The sequence below is a fragment of the Nonomuraea sp. MG754425 genome (assembly GCF_021699195.1).
Taxonomy (GTDB): Bacteria; Actinomycetota; Actinomycetes; order Streptosporangiales; family Streptosporangiaceae; genus Nonomuraea.
In genome coordinates this window covers 95180-114219 of sequence record NZ_SSXE01000031.1, presented here as the reverse complement: position 1 = coordinate 114219, position 19040 = coordinate 95180, and the positions used below count along the sequence as shown (strand labels likewise).

General features: G+C 73.4%; 18 protein-coding genes. 12 read left to right on the top strand and 6 right to left on the bottom strand.

What is annotated here, in order from left to right:
* Positions 1-37: 37 nt before the first annotated feature.
* Positions 38-793 carry an SDR family NAD(P)-dependent oxidoreductase gene (locus FAF44_RS14020; protein WP_237103563.1) on the bottom strand — a complete coding sequence of 252 codons (756 nt, stop codon included), beginning with the start codon at positions 791-793 and terminating at the stop codon, positions 38-40.
* Positions 794-873: 80 nt separating this feature from the next.
* Between FAF44_RS14020 and FAF44_RS14015 the strand changes: the two genes are divergently transcribed.
* The 3 genes from FAF44_RS14015 (at position 874) to FAF44_RS14005 (ending at position 5720) form a co-directional block, all read left to right on the top strand.
* A complete protein-coding gene (locus FAF44_RS14015; protein WP_237103562.1) occupies positions 874-2448 on the top strand; it encodes an AMP-binding protein in 1575 nt (524 codons plus the stop codon).
* Positions 2449-2566: 118 nt separating this feature from the next.
* Positions 2567-4933: a CoA transferase gene (locus FAF44_RS14010; protein ID WP_237103561.1), complete on the top strand. Its 2367-nt coding sequence runs from the start codon at positions 2567-2569 to the stop codon at positions 4931-4933.
* 16 nt (positions 4934-4949) lie between these two features.
* Entirely contained in the window at positions 4950-5720 is a 771-nt protein-coding gene (locus FAF44_RS14005) for an enoyl-CoA hydratase/isomerase family protein (protein WP_237103560.1), read from the top strand.
* Between the two features lie 34 nt (positions 5721-5754).
* Here the strand turns inward: FAF44_RS14005 and FAF44_RS14000 are convergent, their stop codons facing one another.
* Positions 5755-6096, bottom strand: a complete 342-nt coding sequence (locus FAF44_RS14000) for a ferredoxin family protein (protein WP_237103559.1) — start codon at positions 6094-6096, stop codon at positions 5755-5757.
* A gap of 25 nt (positions 6097-6121) precedes the next feature.
* Positions 6122-7117 (bottom strand): NAD(P)/FAD-dependent oxidoreductase, encoded by a 996-nt coding sequence (locus FAF44_RS13995; RefSeq protein WP_237103558.1) that lies wholly within the window; start codon positions 7115-7117, stop codon positions 6122-6124.
* Positions 7118-7368: 251 nt separating this feature from the next.
* Between FAF44_RS13995 and FAF44_RS13990 the strand changes: the two genes are divergently transcribed.
* From FAF44_RS13990 to FAF44_RS13960, 8 genes are all read left to right on the top strand, one after another.
* Complete coding sequence (locus tag FAF44_RS13990; RefSeq protein ID WP_237103557.1) at positions 7369-8610, top strand: aromatic ring-hydroxylating dioxygenase subunit alpha; 1242 nt, start codon at positions 7369-7371, stop codon at positions 8608-8610.
* Between the two features lie 18 nt (positions 8611-8628).
* Positions 8629-9573, top strand: coding sequence for a hypothetical protein (locus tag FAF44_RS13985; RefSeq protein WP_237103556.1), 945 nt, complete (start codon positions 8629-8631; stop codon positions 9571-9573).
* Positions 9570-10856, top strand: a complete 1287-nt coding sequence (locus FAF44_RS13980; RefSeq protein ID WP_237103555.1) for a M20 family metallopeptidase — start codon at positions 9570-9572, stop codon at positions 10854-10856. Before FAF44_RS13985 ends, FAF44_RS13980 begins: the two co-directional genes overlap by 4 nt.
* Before the next feature lie 20 nt (positions 10857-10876).
* Positions 10877-11740 (top strand): alpha/beta fold hydrolase, encoded by an 864-nt coding sequence (locus tag FAF44_RS13975; protein ID WP_237103554.1) that lies wholly within the window; start codon positions 10877-10879, stop codon positions 11738-11740.
* A complete protein-coding gene (locus tag FAF44_RS54635; protein WP_272894470.1) occupies positions 11737-11859 on the top strand; it encodes a hypothetical protein in 123 nt (40 codons plus the stop codon). Before FAF44_RS13975 ends, FAF44_RS54635 begins: the two co-directional genes overlap by 4 nt.
* Before the next feature lie 5 nt (positions 11860-11864).
* Complete coding sequence (locus FAF44_RS13970; protein WP_237103553.1) at positions 11865-12725, top strand: alpha/beta fold hydrolase; 861 nt, start codon at positions 11865-11867, stop codon at positions 12723-12725.
* Positions 12725-13660, top strand: a complete 936-nt coding sequence (locus FAF44_RS13965) for a zinc-binding dehydrogenase (protein ID WP_237103552.1) — start codon at positions 12725-12727, stop codon at positions 13658-13660. Before FAF44_RS13970 ends, FAF44_RS13965 begins: the two co-directional genes overlap by 1 nt.
* A 210-nt stretch (positions 13661-13870) precedes the next feature.
* Positions 13871-14596 (top strand): IclR family transcriptional regulator, encoded by a 726-nt coding sequence (locus FAF44_RS13960; RefSeq protein ID WP_237103551.1) that lies wholly within the window; start codon positions 13871-13873, stop codon positions 14594-14596.
* Here the strand turns inward: FAF44_RS13960 and FAF44_RS13955 are convergent.
* The 3 genes from FAF44_RS13955 to FAF44_RS13945 form a co-directional block, all read right to left on the bottom strand.
* Positions 14568-15419: an alpha/beta fold hydrolase gene (locus FAF44_RS13955; RefSeq protein WP_237103550.1), complete on the bottom strand. Its 852-nt coding sequence runs from the start codon at positions 15417-15419 to the stop codon at positions 14568-14570. The two genes, FAF44_RS13960 and FAF44_RS13955, sit on opposite strands and share 29 nt — an antisense overlap.
* 107 nt (positions 15420-15526) lie before the next feature.
* On the bottom strand, positions 15527-16099 hold the full coding sequence (locus FAF44_RS13950; protein WP_237103549.1) for a TetR/AcrR family transcriptional regulator: 573 nt from the start codon (positions 16097-16099) through the stop codon (positions 15527-15529).
* An 89-nt stretch (positions 16100-16188) separates the two neighbouring features.
* Complete coding sequence (locus FAF44_RS13945) at positions 16189-17706, bottom strand: aldehyde dehydrogenase (protein WP_237103548.1); 1518 nt, start codon at positions 17704-17706, stop codon at positions 16189-16191.
* Between the two features lie 263 nt (positions 17707-17969).
* Here FAF44_RS13945 and FAF44_RS13940 point away from each other — a divergent pair, with 263 nt between their 5' ends.
* On the top strand, positions 17970-18923 hold the full coding sequence (locus FAF44_RS13940) for a sulfite exporter TauE/SafE family protein (protein WP_237103547.1): 954 nt from the start codon (positions 17970-17972) through the stop codon (positions 18921-18923).
* Positions 18924-19040 lie beyond the last annotated feature (117 nt).

Below are 19040 nucleotides of genomic sequence, written 5' to 3'. Positions count from 1 at the left end.
GCCCGCACGCCGCCCGCACCCTGCCCGCACGCCGCCCTCACCCTGCCGAGTAGCCGCCGTCCACCGGGACGACGGCGCCGGTCACGAAGGAGGACTCCTCGCTGAGCAACGCCAAGGCCATGTGCGCCACCTCGCCCCGGGTGCCCCACCGCTTGAGCGGCACCCTGGCCAGCAGCGCCCGTTGCGTCTCCAGGTCGTCCGCGCCCGTGTTCATCTCGGTCCGGATCGGCCCGGGGGCCAGGCAGTTCACGGTGATGCCGGTGTCCGCCAGCTCCAGCGCGAGCGAGCGGGTCAGCGCCGCGACCGCCCCTTTCGTGGCGCTGTACGCCGACCGCTCCGCGGCACCCACCCCGCCCAGGACGGACCCGATCGTGACGATCCGTCCGGCCGGGGAGCGGCGCAGATGGGGCAGAGCCGCCCGGACCGCCAGCCAGGTGCCCAGCACGTTGGTCTCCAGACAGGCCCGGAACACCTCGGTGTCCAGGGTCTCCACCGAACCCCTGGCCAGCCGGCCCGCCGAGGTGACCAGGCCGTCGATGCGCCCCCACCGGCCGGCCACCGTGCCCACCGCGGCCCTCAGCGCGGCCTCGTCCGTCGTGTCGCAGGGCAGGGCCATGATCCGGCCGGGGTCGAGCGCGGCGGTCACCTCCGCGCAGCGGCGCGGGTCGCGGCCGAGGACGGCCACCCGGTGGCCGGCGGCGAGCGACGCGGTGGCGATGCCGAGGCCGATACCGCTCGTCCCGCCGGTGACGAGGACGACACGGGGGCCCGATGTCTCTGATCTCTGATTCATCCCCTCATCGTCCGCAGACGTGCCCGCCGCCCCGAGGTTCTCGGTCCGGTGGCCGGAACCACAGCTCAACGAGGAACACCATGACCGATCAGCACCACGACGACGTCACGGCGGCTCCTGAGACCATGTTCGACCTCCTCGAACGCCGGGCGGCGGTGACACCCGGCGCCGGGCTCGCCAGGTTCGCGGACGGACGCGCCCTCGGCGTCGGCGAGTGCCATGACCTGGCCGTCGCCGCCGCCCGCGGCCTCGCGCGGCTGATCGCTCCCGGCGACCACGTCCTCACCTGCCTGGAACCGGGGCCGGAGCTCGTGTCCGTCGTCTTCGCCCTGGCCAGGCTGGGCGCCGTCGAGGTCCCGCTCGCCCTGGACGCCCGGCGGCCGGCGGCCGGGACGGCCAGGACGCTCATCGCCGGGGCGGACGTGCTGCGCCGCAACCCCGGCCTGCTCACGTTCGCCGCGACCATGGACCGCGTGGTGCTGGTGGACGGCGAGCCCGGCGTGCTGCCGCGGGCGATCATCCTGGACGACCTGCTCGCCGACCGGCGCCCGCTGCCCCGGCACCGCCCGGCGCCCGCCGACCCGGCCGTGGTCATGGCCACCTCGGGCACGACCGGCCGGGCCAAGGGCGCGCTGCTGCCGCACTTCGCGGGGGTCCGGCACGCCCGGCGCGTCGTGCGCAGCATGGGCTACACCGCCGATGACGTGCTCCTCAACGTCTTCCCGTGGAACCACATCAACGTCCGGCACGCGGGCCTGCTGCCGGCGCTGATCTCCGGAGCGGTCCTGGTGGTGCGCCCGAGGTTCTCCGCCTCCCGGTTCTGGCAGACCTGCCGGACCGAAGGGGTGAGCGCCTTCAACTTCATGGGCGCGATGGCCGCCATCCTGGAGCGAACCTCCGCGACCCCGTACGACACCGGCCACCGGGTACGCCGCGCCTACGGCGGTCCGGCCCCCGCGGCGCTGGCCCGGCGCTTCCGGGAGCGGTTCGGGGTGGAGTTGCTGGAGGCGTACGCCTGCACCGAGCTCGGCGACGTCGCGGCCGGCAGCTCCGCCGACCACCGTCCCGGCGCGGCGGGGCGGCCGGTGCCCGAGTACGAGGTGGTGATCAGGGACGACGACGGCCGCCCGGTGCCGTGCGGGCGACCGGGGCAGATCACCGTACGGCCGCGCACCCCCTGGACGACCTTCAGCGAGTACGTGGGCGACCCCGCGGCCACCCGCGCGGTCGTGCGCGACGGCTGGTTCCACACGGGCGACCGCGGCCGGTTCGACGAGGACGGCTTCCTGCACTTCGCCGGCCGGCGCGCGGACGTCGTCCGGCGGCGCGGCGAGAACATCGCGACCTGGGAGGTCGAGCGGGTGGTGGCGGCGATGCCGGGCGTCCTGGACGCCGCCGCCGTGGGCGTGCCCTCCGAGCTGACTGAGGAGGAACTGCTCGTCGCGGTGGCCGTGGCCGGCGGGGCGGCGATCGAGCCGCGGGCCGTGCGCGCCTGGTGCCTGGAGCGGCTGCCGCGGCACGCCGTTCCGCGCTACGTGCGCGTCCTCGGCGAGCTGCCGCGCAACACCGCCACCAAGGTCGTCAAGGGGGAGCTGCGCGATCAGGGCGTCACGGCGGACACCTGGGACGCCGACCGCGGCCGTGCCGCGCCCTGACACCGGCGAGTCGTCCCGCTGGGCAGACCGTTGCGGTCGCCCGCCCGGTGGCCCGGCCCCTACGGTCGGCCCCGGCACGTCCCGCGACAGGGAGAACGGGCTGCGAAGGGAGAACGGCATGGAGGAGAACGGGCGCGGCGATCGCCTGCGGGTCCTCGACCTCACCGACGAACTGGCCTTTCAGGGGGCCCGGCTGCTGGTCGGCCTCGGCGCCGACGTGGTCAGGGTCGAACGTCCGGCCGACGCGGAACTGCCACGGGCGGACGACCTGCACTGGCACGCCGGCAAACGCCTGGTGCGGCTGCCCGAGGGCGGCGCGGGCGAGGCGCGCCTGGACGAGCTCGCGGCGCAGGCCGACGTCGTCATCGAGAGCGGCCCGCGCGGCGGCCTGCGCGGCCTGACCGTCACGGGGGAGGAGCCGCGCTCGCGCTGGGAGGGGAGCGTCCACGCGGTCGTCACGCCGTTCGGCCTGACCGGACCGTGGCGCGACCGGGAGGCCGGCGACCTGGTCGCCGCCGCGGCCGGCGGGATGGCCTGGCTGGGCGGCAAGCCGGGTCTGCCGCCCAAGGCGCCGCCGCGCGAGCAGGCGGCCCAGCTCGCGGGCGCCCACCTGGCGATCGCGGCGCTGCTCGGCGTCATCGCCCGCGACCGCACCGGTCGCGGGCAGCTCATCGACGTCTCCGCGCAGGAGGCGGTCGCCGCGACCCTGGAGACGGCCGCCATCGCGTGGATCCACGCGGGGCGGCACCCCTCGCGCAACGGCGGCGTGTACGAGCACGTGGCGCACCGCGTCTTCGCCGCCGCAGACGGTCACGTCGCCGGCGGGTACTCCGGCAGCGACCGCATGTGGACCGACCTGCTGGCCTGGATGGCCGAGCACGGCGAGGCGGCGGACCTCACCGACGCGAAGTGGGCCGACCCGGTCCTGCGCTGGCAGGGCCGCGAGCACGTGGACCGGATCGTGGCCGGGTTCGCCGCCCGCCGCCCCCGTACGGAGCTGGCGCGGGAGGGCCGCCGCCGGGCGCTGCCCTGGGCCGAGGTCAGCACGGCCGCCCGCCTGACCGCCAACGAGCAGCTCGCCGCCCGCGACTTCTTCACCCGCGTGCACGGGCCGGACCTGCCGGAGGAGGGCGTGCTCGACGTCGGCTTCCCCTTCCCCGCGCCCGGCCTGCCCCGGCCGGTACGGCTCGCCGCCCCGGACCGGGCCGACCCGGCGGCACCCTGGCGGACCGGGAGCCCGCGCGGCCGGCGGCCCTCCCGCCCGACCGTCGGCCCGGCCCGCCGGGTGCTGGACGGCGTCCGCGTACTGGACCTGACGTGGGTGCTGGCCGGCCCGTACGCGACCAAGACGCTGGCCGAGCACGGCGCGGACGTCATCAAGATCGAGTCCCGGCACCGGCAGGACCCCACCCGCTTCGCCCCCTCGATGCGGCTGCGCCCCGACGCCGGCTTCGACGACAGCGGCTACTTCCTCAACTACAACCGCAACAAGCGCAGCGTGGCGCTCAACCTGCGGACCCAGGAGGGATTGGGGATCCTGCGGCGGCTCGTCGCCCGCTGCGACATCGTGGTCGAGAACTTCAGCCCCGGCGTGCTCGCCCGCTGGGAGCTGGGCTACGACCGGATGGCCGAGATCAACCCCGGCGTCATCCTGGTCTCCATGGCGGGCGTCGGGCAGAGCGGCCCCTGGCGGGACGCGGTGACCTTCGCCGACACCCTCGCCGCCATGTCGGGGCTCACCAGCGAGACCGCCGATCCCGGCGAGGCGCCGCAGGGGCTGACGTTCGGGCTCGGCGACATGGTGGCGGCCAACGCCGCGGTCCTCGCCACCCTCGACCTGGTCGCCGCCGGGCGTGGTGGTCACGTCGACCTCTCGCAGCTCGAGGCGATGGCGGCCACGATGGGCCCGGCCGTCCTCCAGGCCCGGCTGCCCGCGGACCTCCCGGCGGACCGGCGCACCGCCGCCCAGCCCAACCGGCACCCGAGGATGGTGCCCCACGGCGTCTACCCGACGAGGGGCGAGGACCGGTGGCTGGCGCTGGCCGTCCGCGACGAGGAGCAGTGGCGGCGGCTGGCCCGGCGCGCCGGGCTGGACGATCTGGAGTCCGCCGGGCCGCAGGACCGGCTGCGCGAGGAGGATCGGATCGACGCGGCCCTCGCGGCCTGGTGCGCCCGGCAGGACGGCGCGGACCTGGCCGCCGACCTGCAGTCCCGCGGCATCGCGGCCGCCGTCGTCGCCACCGGGCAGGACCTGGTGGAGCACGACCCGCACCTGGCGGAGCGCGGCTTCTACCCCGTGCTGGAGCACCCGATCGCCGGTGCGGTACGGCACGAGGGGATCGTCGTGCGCCTGTCCGAGACACCCGGGGCGCTGGTCACGGCGGCCCCGTTGCTCGGCGAGCACACGGACGCGGTGCTGGAAGACCTGCTCGGCATGGCAGAGGCCGAGCTCGCGCCGCTGCGCGAAGCCGGAGTCCTGGAGTGAAGGGGAGGAGCCGTCCATGACGAGATCAGTGCTGGAAGTGCGGTACGAAGGCGGGGTCGCGACGGTCGTCATCGACCGGCCGCCGGCCAACGCCGTGGACCCGGCGATGATCGAGGAGTTCCTCGACCTGGTCCCGAGGCTGGCCGAGGACCCGGAGGTGCGCTGCGTCGTCATCACCGGGACGGGCCGCTTCTTCGTCGCCGGTGCCGACATCGCCGTGATGCGGGACCTGTCCGAGGCCAACCACGTGCGGATGCGCCGCTGGATCGAGGTGCAGCGGCTGCTGGAACTGGCGCCCAAGCCCGTCATCGCCGCGATGAACGGTCACGCGCTGGGCGGCGGCGCCGAACTGGCGCTCGCCTGCGACCTGCGGATCCTGGCCGAGCCGGCCACGTTCGGCTTTCCCGAGATGAACCTGGGGCTGTTCCCCGGCGCGGGCGGCAGCCAGCGACTGCCCCGCCTGCTCGGCCCGCACCGGGCCAAGCTGCTGATGATCGAAGGCGCCCGGCTGACCGCCACGGAGGCGCTGCGGCTGGGGCTGGTGGACGTCGTGGCGGGCGAGGATTTCGACCAGGTGGTGGCCCGGCACGCGGACACGCTCGCCGCCAAGCCGACCCGGACCATCGGCATGCTCAAGCGGATCGTGGACGAGGGTTACGGCCTGCCGATCGAGCAGGCCCTGGAAGGGGAGCGCGCGGCGGTCATGGAGCTGATCCACACCGATGACGCGGCCGAGGGGCTGCAGGCGTTCCTGGACAGGCGCGAGGCCCGGTTCACCGGGCGATGACAAAAGGCCGGGCCCCCGCGCGGGGCCCGGCCTTTCAGCTCTCGTAGCCGGTGACCAGTTCGGTGTCCGTGTACAGGGCGCCCACCTTGCCGGAGCCGCCCGGCTCGCCGAGCGGCGTCGTCCGGCCCGGCAGCACGGTCAGGAAGAAGTTGCGGGAGTCCTCCACGAACAGCGTGCGGGTGTCGTCGCCGCGCGCCGACCGGTCCACGAAGATCGCGTCGACCGGGCACTCCGGCTCGCAGGCTCCGCAGTCGATGCACTCGGCCGGGTTGATGTAGCTCTTGCGGCCGCCTTCGTAGATGCAGTCGACCGGGCAGACGTCCATGCACGCGCGGTCGTTGACGTCGATGCAGGCCGGGCCGATGACGTAGCTCATGTCTTCTCCCCTAACGGATGGTGGTTCAGGCGGCTTCGGTGGAGTGGCCGGGGAAGAGGGGCAGGCCGGGGTCGAGTTCGACGGCCGCGTTGTTGACGGCGGTGGCGACCTCGCCGAACCCGACCGACATGAGGCGGACCTTGCCGTCGTACTCGGTCAGGTCGCCCGCCGCGTAGACGCCCGGCAGGTTGGTGCGCATGCGCTGGTCCACGAGGACGGACCGTCCGCGCAGCTCCAGCCCCCACCCGGCGAGCGGGCCGAGGTCGCTGACGAACCCGAGCGCCGCGATGACGGAGTCGGCGGGCAGCGTGCTGTCCGCTTCGCCGCGCCTGCGCAGGTGCACCCGCTCGACCCGGTCCGCCCCGGCCAGGGACAGCACGTGGGCGTCGGTGATGATGGCGATGTCGCTCGCGCGGGCGCTGGCCAGGCTCGCCGCGTGGGCGCGGAAGGCGGCCCGGCGGTGCACCAGCGTGACCGACTTGGCCAGCGGCTCCAGCGCCAGGGCCCAGTCGACGGCGCTGTCTCCGCCGCCGAGGACGATCACCTCGTGGCCGGTGTGCGCCGACAGGTCGGGCACGAAGTACGACAGCCCCCTGCCGATCCACTCCTCGCAGCCGGGCAGCGGGCGCGGCGTGGGGGTGCCGATGCCCGCGGTCAGGACGACGGCGCCCGTCGTGACGGAGGTGCCGTCGGACAGGTCCACGACCGGGCGGCCGTCGGCGCGGCGCCGCAGGCCGACGGCCTGCCTGCCCAGCAGCCAGACCGGCTCGTACGTCGCCGCCTGGGTGTGCAGCGCCTGCACCAGAGCCCGCCCGGTCAACGACGGGACGCCCGCGACGTCGCGTACCTGCTTTTCCGGGTACAGCGCCGAAATCTGCCCACCGACCTGCGGCAGCGCGTCCACCACCACGGTTCGCAGGCCGCGGAAGCCGGCGCAGTAGGCGCCGTAGAGCCCGGTCGGCCCCGCCCCGATGATCATGATGTCGGTCTCGAACTCGGACCCGATGTCCGCTGGTTCCACCTTGTCTCCCGATGGTCGGCCCACGCGCCGGCGTGCCGGCTTCAGGCCACGGAAGCTACACAGCCGGACGCCGGGAACCCGCAGTCCGCGGACCGCTGACCGGAACCGCACTGGTGATCGGGCCGCCGGTCCGCTGGGCGGGATGACCTGCTGTCCCGTACACCGCCCCTGGTGGTGGACTGCGTGCACCGAGCGAGCGCCGCATCAGGGGCGCCGCGCACCTTTGCCTGACACATCACACGGAGGCGACATTGACGGCGGATGCGGGCGCCCCGCCCTCGACGGGTGGGAACGCCAGGCGGCGGCCCTCGCGGCGCGGCAGGTTGCCGGGCCGGCAGGACTGGTCGAGCTGGCCGCACTACCAGGCGGCCGCCAGCGGGTTTCGCGGTTACTGGTACCCGGTGGCGTTCTCCTCGCACATCACCGGCAAGCCCAAGGCGATCACCCTGCTCGGCGAGCGCATCGTGGTCATCAGGGACGGCGGCAGGGCGTACGCGCTGAAGGACCGCTGCCCGCACCGGGGCGTGCCGCTCAGCTACGGCAACCAGCAGTTCCCCGGCACGATCTCGTGCCCGTACCACGGATGGACGTTCGACCTGGACACCGGCGACCTCGTGGCCGCGATCACCGACGGCCCGGCTTCGCCGATCTGCCGCAAGGTGACGCAGCCCACCTACGAGGTCGAGGAGCGCCTCGGCATGGTGTGGATCTTCGTCGGTGACGGCGAGGACGCCCCGCCCATCGACGACCAGCTTCCCGAGGAACTGCGCGACAACCCGGCCGTGATCGGGGCGCGCATCCAGGCCCGCGAGGGCAACTGGCGCTTCGCCTGCGAGAACGGCTACGACGAGGGACACGCCAAGTACCTGCACCGCACCGCCCTCTGGCGGCTGTTCAAGGCGATGCCGGTCTGGAACGAGACGAAGATCGTCCGCCGTGGCCGGTGGCTCTACCGGGTGCAGGAGGCCCAGCACTGGGACGCCGACTTCCCCGGCCTGGGCCGGTGGAACAACCAGGCCTGGTTCAAGATGAAGCCGCCGAAGGAAGTCGCCAACATCGGCAACACCGGCAGCCACCGCGAGGTCAACCCGGCCATCGCCGCCGAGGACTTCCCCGGCTTCGCCTCGGTGAGCATGCCGGGCGTGCTGCGCATCGTGTACCCGAACTTCATCCACTACGAGTTCTACGTCCCGGTCGACGCGGGCAACCACCTGTACGTCGGCGTGATGGCCAACTTCGAGAAGGGCCTGCGCACCCTGCCCTTCTACGCCAAGTACCTGGGCGCCGTCCGCTGGTTGTTCCACGGCCAGTTCTCCGGCCAGGACAAGTGGATGGTCGAGGTCACCGACGCCCCGCCGGAGCGTCTGTACCGCCCCGACGACTCCCTGCTGCAGTGGCGCAAGCTCGCCGAGGACGTCACCGAGGAACGCGCCGACCGCCTCAAGGCCGAAGGTGTGGACGTCGCGGACGTCACCCGCCGGACGACCGACTGACCACGAAGGAGCAAGAGCATGGCCGGGATCGTCCTGGGCGTGGGTGCCTCGCACTCGACGCTCATGAACACCCACTGGGAGCAGGTCCGGCACAGGGACCGCGCCGAGCGGTTCCGCGACGCGCTCGGCGCGGCGCGCGACGCCCTCGCGCAGGCCCGGCCGGACGTGGCGATCATCATCGGCTCGAACCACTTCCGCGGCTTCTGGCTGGACCTCATCCCCGCCTTCACCCTCGGCGTGGGCGAGGTGATCGCCAGCGGCGAGGCCGGCACGCCGTCGGGGCCGCAGCGCACCCGCCCGGAGGTCGCGCAGGCGCTCGCCGAGCACCTGACCGCGGCGGGCACCGAGGTGGCGATCTCCGCCAGGCTGCAGATCGACCACGGCCAGAGCCACGCCGTCCAGTACCTCCTGCGCGACCTGGACGTGCCGGTGATCCCGCTGGTGGTCAACGTCTTCGCCACGCCGCTGCCGCTGGTCTCCCGCTGCGTCGAACTCGGCCGCAACCTCGCCGCCGCCGTGGCCGCGCTGCCCGGTGAGCTGCGCGTCGCCGTCATCGCCTCCGGCGGCCTGTCGCACCGGCTGCCGTGGCCCAGCCGCTGGCAGGATCCGGCCGGCGAGGACGAGGAGTTCCTGGTGGAGGCGTGGCTCAACGGCCGCGGCGACTGGGAGCGCTACGACCGCCGCCGGCGCGAGATCATCACCGCGGCGCGGCCCACCATCTACCCCGAGTTCGACGAGGAGTTCCTGGCCGCGCTGGAGCAGGGCGACCTGGAGCGCTACGGCCGGCTGAGCACGGAGCAGATCGAGGAGTCGGCGGGCAACGGCGCCCAGGAACTGCGGAGCTGGCTCGCCATGGCCGCGGCCTGCGGCTTCCGGCCCGGCCGCACGCTGGCGTACGAGCCGATGCCGGAATGGCTGACCGGCATGGGGGTCGCGGTGATCGACCCCGGGCGGACGGCATGACCGCTGAGGAGCGGGAGCGCGTCGTCCTGGCCGCGCTGGCGCACGTCACCGAGGAGCGCCTGCGCGCGGCCGCCGTGGAGGTGACCTCGATCGCCAGCCCCACCGGCGGCGAGGCGCCGCTGGCCCGCCGGTTGACCGACCGGATGGCGGCGGCGGGCGTCGAGGCGCACTTCCAGCGCATCGACGACGGGCAGGCCAACGCGGTCGGCCGGATCCGCGGCGACGGCAGCGGCCCCGACCTCATGCTGTACGCCCCGATCGACACGCTCACGACGGGTGATCCCGAGCTGGACCTGCCGTGGATCGGCCCGGAACTGCGCCCGGACATGCGCGCCGAGGCGACCTGCGAGGGCCCCTACGTCACCGGCCTCGGCGCGGGCAACCCCAAGGGCCACGCGGCGTGCGTCCTGGTGGCGGGCGAGGCGCTGGCGGCGGCCGGCCCCCGGCTCCGCGGTGACCTGCTGCTGGCCTTCGGGGCGGGCGGCATGCCGACCAACGCGATCGACGCGCGCGGCCGGGCCAACACCGGGCAGGGCGCCGGCTGCTCGTTCCTGCTGGAACGCGGCTGGCAGGCCGACCGCGCGGTGATCGCCAAGCCGGGTGACTTCGTCGCGCACGACGAGGTCGGCCTGTGCTGGTTCGAGATCGTCGTGCCCGGCATCCACACGTACGCGGGGAGCCGGCACCGGCTGCCGTACGCGAACCCGATCGTCACCGCCGCCGAGGTCGTCGTCCAGCTCGAACGGTGGCTGGCCGGATATCCGGAGCGGCACCGGACGGCCACGGCCGCGCCGCAGGGGATCATCGGCTCCATCGCGGGCGGCTGGGAGCGCATGCTCGCCGTCACGCCGGCGGCCTGCCGGATCCGGCTGGACCTGCGCATCGCGCCCGGCGCCGCCCCGCTGGAGGTGAAGCGGGAGCTGGCCGCGTTCGTCCGCGGGCTGGATCCGGCCCTGACGGTCGAGCTCGTCCTGGCCGTGCCCGGGAGCAGCACGCCGCCGGAGGACTGGGTGGTGCGCAGCACGGTGCGCGCCTGGGAGCGGGTCTCCGCCCGTCCGCACGCGCCCGTGCCGGACAACAGCGGCGCCACCGACGCCAACATCCTGCGGGCCCGCGGCATCCCCACCGCCCGCGTCGGCATGCCGAAGGCCGCGCACACCACCACCGACTTCGCCCTCGGCATGAACACCGTGGACGTCCGGGCCATGCGCCGCCTGTGTGAACTGCTGGTGCGGGTCGCGGTGGACACCACCACCCGGGACCACGCCGAGATCCTCGCATGAACCACCGAAAGGGGCTCGCCTTGCCACCTCCGAACGGCTCGTACGCCGACGCCGACGGCGTCAAATACCACTACCTCGACATGGGGACGGGCAGCGACACGATCTTCCTGCACGGCGGCGGCCCCGGCTGCACCGGATGGAGCGACTTCGGCCCGGTGGCGCCGCTCTTCGCCGCCGACCGCCGCTGCCTCATCGTCGACATCCTGCAGTACGGCAGGTCGGACAAGTGCCGGATCAGCGGCCCGATGTGGGACTTCCACGCGAAGAAGACGGTCGCGCTCATGGACACGCTCGGCGTGCAGCAGGCCGACTTCGTCTGCAACTCCTGGGGCGGCACCATCGCGCTGTGCCTGGCGGCCCGCTACCCCGAGCGGGTGCGCTCGCTGGTCGTCACCGGCAGCATGCCGGTGTTCTACGGCCCGCTCGCCCCGCTGCCCGAGAACGGCCACCGCGGCCGCGCCGCCCGCGACGCCTACTACGGCGGTGAGGGGCCGACCCGCGAGAAGATGCGCCGGCTCATCACCAGCCTGGAGTGGTACGACGCCGACCGGCTCCCGGACTCGACGCTCGACCTGCGCTACGAGCAGAGCCTCGACCCGCAGGAGCGGGAGCTGGCCGCGATGTCGGACTCGCCGCGCGGCGAGTGGCAGGACCTGACCAGGGAACTCGGTCAGGTGCGGGCCCCCGCGCTGTTCGTCTGGGGCATGAACGACGCCTTCCTGACCCCCGACTACCCGCTCATGCTGGCCCGCATGGTCCAGCGGGGCAACCTGCACATCATGGACCACGTGTCCCATCACCTCCAGGAGGAGCGTCCCGTGGCCTACCACGCCGTGGTCACCGGTTTCTTCGACTCGCTGGCGAACCCGTGGGTGCCGGCGTGAAGAAGCTGCTGGTCATCCTGCCCGCCATCGCGCTGGCCGTCGCCCTGGTCCGCCTGCTGCTGTCGCGCGGCAACACGCAGGTGCACCGGATCAACCAAGACAAGCCCTCGAAGGTGTGACAACGATGAGTATCTGGACCGAGCTGACCCCGATCGAGCTGAGCCTCTCCTACGTCGACGCGGGCGGCGTGCTGACCCGCAGCCTGCGGGCCGGCGCCGGCGAGCCCGTGGTGTTCCTGCACGGCACCAGCGGTCACCTGGAGGCGTTCACCCGCAACCTGCCGGCGCACGCGGCCCACTACGAGTGCCACGCCATCGACATGCTGGGCCACGGCTACACCGGCAAGCCCGACCATCCGTACGAGATCCACCGCTACGTCGAGCACCTGCTGGCCTACTTCGACGCCACCGGCATCGAGCGCGCGCACATCGTGGGCGAGTCCCTCGGCGGCTGGGTCGGCGCGCGGACCGCCATCGACCACCCGGACCGGGTCGCCAGCCTGCAACTGCTCTGCGCGGGCGGCACCGTGGCGAACCCGGAGGTGATGGAGCGCATCCGGACCAGCACCCGCAAGGCGGTGGAGAGCGACGACGTCGAGCTCACCCGCAAGCGGCTGCGCCTGCTGATGGCCGACCCGGCCGACGCCACCGAGGAACTGGTGCAGGTGCGTCACGCCATCTACCACAGCCCCGAGTTCGCGGCGAATCTCGACAATCTGCTGTGCCTGCAGGACCTGCCGACCCGGCTGCGCAACATCCTGCGCCCCGACGATCTGGCCCGGATCACCCAGCCGACGCTCATCGTCTGGGGCCGTCAGAACCCCTTCGGCGAGATCCCGGAGGCGGCCGCCATGCACGAGGCCATCTCCGGCTCGCGACTGGAGCTGTTCGAGGAGTGCGGTCACTGGCCGCAGCACGAGAAGGCCGACGTGTACAACCCGCTGAGCCTGGCCTTCCTCGCCGAGAACTCCGCGGGCGGGTCGTGATGCGGGCGGCACGCTTCCACGACTGGGGCGCGCCCCCGGTGGTGGAGGACGTCCCCGAGCCCGTGGACGAACCCGGCAGGGTGCTCGTCGAGGTGCGGGCGGCGGCGCTCGGCCACCTCGACCTGACGGTGTCCGGGGGGTCCTTCGGCATGCGGCCGCCGCTGCCGTACGTGGGAGGCGTGGAGGCGGGCGGCGTCGTGCTGGCCTCCGACAGCATCGAGCCGGGTACGCACGTCCTGCTCCGGGGCGGCGGGCTCGGCCTGCTGCGGGACGGCTGCTGGAGCGAGCGGGTGTCGGTCTCGCCCAAGGCCGTCACCCCCGTCCCGGCCGCGCTGCCCGCCGACGTCACGGCGTCCTTCTTCGTCCCGACCACCACCGCGTACGTCGCCCTGCACGACGTCGCCCGGCTGGAGCCCGGCGAGGAGGTCGTCGTCACCGGCGCGGCGGGTGCGGTGGGCTCCATGCTCGCCCAGTTGGCGCTGCGCGCGGGCGCCACCGTGACCGGGGTCGTCGCCCGGCCCGAACAGGTGGACCAGGTGCCCGAGGGAGTGCACGGGGTGCTGCTCTCCGACGCCGCCGGCCTGGCCGCGGAACGCGGCGCCTCCCTCCTGGTGGACACGCTGGGCGGCGACGGGCTGATCGAGCGGACCCGCTGGGTGCGGCCCGGCGGCCGGGCGGTGGTGATCGGCTACGTGCTGGGCGCGTCCGTCACGGTCGATCTGCCGTCGTGGCTGCTGGACGACGTGGCGCTGCTCCCGGTGAACATGGTGAGGCAGGAGCGCCGCGCCCGTGAGATCGCGCCGCTGCTGGTCGAGTGGTTGCTGGCGGGGGAGTTGCGGCTGAACGTCGAGCGCTTCGACCTCTCCGAGATCGGGCGGGCCCTGGAGTTGCTGCGGGACGGGAGAGTACGCGGCCGGGCGGTCGTCGTGCCGTAGCCGGGCCGACCGTACGGCGTGGTCGCGAGGGTGTTCGGGTCTGTCGTCACGAACGGAACCCGGACACCCTCCATTCTTTGCCGGCGTTTCGTCTACCGGAACACATCCATTGTGCGAACCGGACATCAAGGCAATTATCAGTCAATGTCGATTATGCACCCCCCTATCGCATCAGACCTTGACGGCGCCGCGAACAGCGTGCTCGGCAAGGTGAGACTGATCCTGGAAGCGTTCGGACCTGACGACGAGAGCCTGGGCCTGTCCGAGATCGTCCGGCGCAGCGGCGTGGCCAAGGCGTCGGTGCACCGGCTCGCGCAGGAACTGTTGCGCTGGGGGCTGCTGGAACGGCGCGGCTCCGAATACTGGCTGGGCATGCGCCTGTTCGAGATCGGCCAGCGGGTGCCGCGTCAGCGCATCCTGCGTGAGGCGGCCCGCCCCTACATGGAGGACCTGTACCAGGCGACCGGGGAGACCATCCACCTGGCCGTGCTGGACGGCCTCGAGGTGATCTATCTGGAGAAGGTGTCGGGCCACAGCCAGGTGTCGCGCCCCTCGCGGGTCGCCGGTCGCATGCCGCTGCACTGCACGGCGACGGGCAAGGCGCTGCTCGCCTTCGGCCCGGCCTCGTTGTTCACCGAGGTGGTCGCCGCGCCGCTGGCCCGCATCACCCCGCGGACGGTCATCCTGCCCAAGCTGCTGGCCCAGGAGCTCGACCAGGCCAGGAAGGCCGGTTACGCCATCGAGCGGGAACAGATCCGCATCGGCTACCTCAGCGTGGCCATCCCGCTCATCGGCGCCACCGGCACGATGGTCGCGGCCCTGTCGGTGACCGCACCCACCTTCCGGGCCGACGTGAACAAGTACGTGGGCCTGCTGGGCATGGTCAGCAGGCGCATCACCAAGTCCATCACCCTGTCGGACGAGCAGCGCCCCTGACCGGCCCGCCGGCCGCCGGGGCGTCGAGGAACTCGGCCACGACGGCCGCGACCTCCGGGGCCTTCTGCTCCATCAGCGGGATCATGCCGTCCTCGATGACGACCGAGCGGACGCTCTCGGCGCCGGTGAGATTGCGCCGCAGCGGCTCCAACTGCGGCAGGGCGAACGGGTCCGCCGTGGCGCCCAGCAGCAGCACGGGCGCCGTGATCAGGCCGATCTTGTCCTCCATGTAGTACCGGGAACAGGCGCGGTGGCCTTCGGCCGGGTCCAGGCCGGGGGTCAGCGCGTCGTGCAGGAACCGGTCGAGCAGGTCCGTGCCCGGTTGCGGGTAGTAGGGCCGCCGCTGGTCCCAGAGCGCGCGCAGGTGCGAGCCGTCGGGGGCCGGAACGGCGTTGTCGACCTTGGGCTCGTCCGCGTGGCCGGCGCGGTAGCGCGAGTCGGCCCAGGGGGTGGACGACAGCACCAGCCGGTCCACCCGTCCCGGGGCACTCGCGGCGATCTCGACGGCCACCACGCCGCCGGTGTGGTGACCGAGCAGGTCGGTCCGGTCGATGCCGAGGGCGTCCAGCAGCGCCAGGGCGCCGGTCGCGAACAACTCGATGGTGTGCGGCCCCGGCACCTTCGCGCTGCCGCCGAAGCCGATCATGTCCATGGCGATCACCCGCCGGCCGTCCGCCAGGAGCGGGACGAGTTCGCGGAACTCGTCCCAGGACCGGGGCGTCTGGTGCAGCAGGAGCAGGGGCCGCCCGGTGCCCTGCTCCGCGTAGTGCAGTTGGCCGAACGGGGTGTCGGCGTACCCGTAGCGAATCGACGTCGATCCCATGTCAGATTCCGCCCTTCCAGAGATGACACAGGGGTTCAGCGGGAGTTTCTTGCCATTCACCGGTCCGCCGCCATCTCCGGGGACCGGTGACCGAACCGGCACGACCGTCAGTCGCGCTCGCCCTGCAGCAGGCGGAGGACGTCACGCAGCCGGGCCAGGGCCCGCTCCGTGCGCTCCGGGTCGCCGTACACGGCGTGCTGGAGCACCAGCCCGTCGAAGGCGGCGAACACGAGGGCCGCCAGCGAACCGTCGGGATCGTCCACGCGGATGTTGCGCAGCGTCTGCCCGACCTGAGCGGCGTAGAAGTCGTACAACGCGCCGACGTCCTTCAGCGGGGCGGTGCCGCGCACGGCGCTGATCAGGTACTCGTACTGCAGGATCTGGCGTTCGCCGTGCTCGCTGATGGTCCGCACGAAGTCGGCGCCCAGGTCGTCGAGGCGCTCGCTCAGCAGCCCGGCCTCCCTGGCGTCCCGGCGGGCGGCCAGCTCGAACGCCTCGCTGAGCATCGCCTGCCGGGTGCCGAAGTAGAAGCGGACGAGCCCGTGCGTGACACCCGCCTCGGCGGCGACCGCGCGATAGGTGACCGCGCCCTGCCCCTGCCGGGCGGCTATGCCGATGGCGGCCTGGAGCAGCCGTTCCCGGGTCGTGGGACCGGCTGCCTCCGGCGGCGCTTCACCCATGGATCAGGCATATCACGTGAGATATCCAATTCTCCCGAACGGCGATCAGCCGATCCGCGCGGTGCCCGTCCGGCACGCGGGATCGCCGGTCACAGGGTGCTCCCCCAGAGCGGGAAGCGGGGGCTGCCGAGGTCGATGTTCACGACCTTGGACGCAGAGTACTCAGCCAGGGTCTCGCGGCACAGCTCACGGCCGAAACCGCTGTCCTTGACACCGCCCATCGGCATGCCGGCGGGCAGGTCGAACCACTTGTTGACCCAGACGATGCCCGCGTCCAGCTCGCGCGCGATGCGGTGGGCCCGGGTGAGGTCCGCGGTCCAGACGCCCGCGGCCAGACCGTAGCGCGTGCCGTTGGCGCGGGCGACGGCGTCCGCGTAGTCGGTGAACCGCTCCGCGACGGTGACCGGCCCGAACACCTCCTCGCCGGCGATCCGCGCGGTGACCCGGGCCCCGGCGAAGATCGTCGGCCGGACGAAGAACCCCTCCTGGTTGGCCGCGGGCAGGTCGAGCGGCTCGTCGCCGGCCGGCATGGCCAGCCCCTCGCCGCGCGCGGCCGCGATGCGGGAGGTGACCCGCTCGAACTGCGGCCTGGACACCAGCGGGCCGACCTGGGTCTCCGGGTCGAGCGCGTCGCCGACGCGGATCGACTTCGCGGTCTCGGCGAAGCGCTCCAGGAACTCGTCGGCGACGGCCTCGTGCAGCAGCAGCCGGGACGAGGCGATGCACGCCTCGCCGTTGGCCAGGTAGATGCCGAGCGCGGCGTCCGCGACCGCCCGCTCCAGGTCGGCGTCCTCGGCGACGATGAGGGCGCTCTTGCCGCCCAGCTCCATCAGCGTGGGCGTGAGCGCCTCGGCCGCCGCCGCCATGATCTTCCTGGCCGTGGGCCCGCCGCCGGTGAGGGTCACCTTGGCGACGTCCGGGTCGGAGACGAGCGCCGCGCCGGTCCGGCCGTCCCCCGTGACCACGTTGAAGACGCCGGGCGGCAGCAGGTCGGCGATCAGCGCCGCGAACTCCAGCACGCTGGCGGTGGCGAACTCGCTCGGCTTGACCACGATCGTGTTGCCGGCCGCCAGCGCGGGGGCCGCCTTGTTGGCGAGGGTGATGATCGGCGAGTTCCACGGCAGTACGGCCGCGATGACGCCCAGCGGCTCGCGGGTGGTGTAGATCAGGGTCTCGGGGTCCTCGACCGGGATCTGGTCGCCGTGCAGGTCGCGTACCAGGCCGCTGAAGTAGCGGAAGACGGCCGCGCAGTTCGGCACGTCGGCGAGGTACGCCTCCCGGATCGGCCGGCCGTTCTCGGTCGCCAGCAGCCGCGCCCAGCGGTCGGGGTCGGCCTCCACCCGGTCGGCGATCTGCGCCAGCAGCCGCTGCCGCGTGGCCGGGCTGGTCCTGCGCCACTCCTTGAACGCCGCGCCCGCGGCCCGGACGGCGTCGCGCACCTGCTCCGGCGCGGCCTGCGGGAGGCGCGCCCACACCCGGCCGGTGCTCGGATCGACCGCGTCGAAGACCTCCGCGCCGGGCACCCACTCGCCTGCGACGAACATCTCGTACGCCTCGGGCGCCTCGAACCTCGGGTGCCCGGGTTGTGTGCTCTCCACCTGCGCCATGAATTCCCCATCCGTACGCCGTACCGCCTCGTCGCGGGTTCCGGGATCAGCCTGGTAGGCCGCACGCGGGGGTGTCCACGAACGGGTTTGGTGAGCGGAACGTCCCGGAGGAAAGATGTGGCCGCCCCGGTTCGGTCAGCGAGATCGCCCCTTGGCCGGCGACCCGGCGGGGTGCTCGACTGCGTGCACCCATCGGCCATCGACTGAGACGCGAGGCGATCCGCGATGACAGCTTCCGCCGGGAGGATCCCGGGCCCGGGATCGTGCGCGCGGCGCGCGGCGCCGCGTCCGGCGGGCCGATGAGCGCGGGGACGGTCGCGGTCTTCACCGGCGGGGTGGCGGCCGGTCTGGTGGCGGGCGCCTCCTCGTGCGCGGCCGTCCAGGGCGGGCTGCTGTTCGGCCTGGCGCGGCAGCCCGGCCCGCTGCGTTCCGTGGGGTCGTTCCTGCTGGGCCGGGCCGTCACGCACGTCGCGGCCGGCGCCCTGCTCGGCGCGCTCGGTTCGGCGATCCGCCTCGGGCCGCAGACCCGCGCCGTCCTGCTCGTGGTGGCCGGCGTCCTGGTGATCGGCTTCGCGGTCCGCCTGCTCCGCCGTCGCCATGGGGACGCCTGCGGCGGCGTCACCGTGCCGCCGGGCCGCACGGCCACGCGGGCGGCCACGCTCGGGGCCGCCACGATCCTGGTGCCCTGCGGGATGACGATCAGCGCCGAGATCACGGCGGTGTCCACCGGTTCGGTGCTCGGCGGGGCGGCGGTCATGGCGGGCTTCGTGGTGGGCACGGCCCCGGCTCTCGCGCTGCTCGGCGCGCTCGTCCGCGTGCTGACGGAGACCCGCCTGGTGCGGGTGGCCGTGGTCGTCGCGCTGGCCTGCGGGGGCTGGACGGTCGTCTCCGGCCTGCGGCTGGGCGGCTGGACACCCGCCTCCGTCACCCGGCCGGCGACGGAGCCGGTGGCGCAACCGCGCCCGGACGGAACCCAGGTGGTCGAGGTGTGGGCGACGGACCGCGGCTACCGTCCGGGCCTGGTGCGGGCCCGCGCGGGCGTCGCGACGGACGTCGTCCTCCGTCCGGCCGGGACGCCCGGCTGCACGGGCCTGGTCACGATCGGCGGGCGGGACGTGCGCCTGCCCGCGACCGTCCGGCTGCCGCCCCAGGAGCGGGGGCGGCTCAGGTACGCCTGCGCCATGGGGATGTACCTGGGCTTCATCGACTTCGTCTGACCCGTAGCGCGTCCGATGCACTTTTTGTGGTATTACGACCATTTTTCTACATAGATGTAACAAGAAGTGACGTTCACTCTATGGACTTCGGTGGTTATCCATCTGGATAATCGGGCT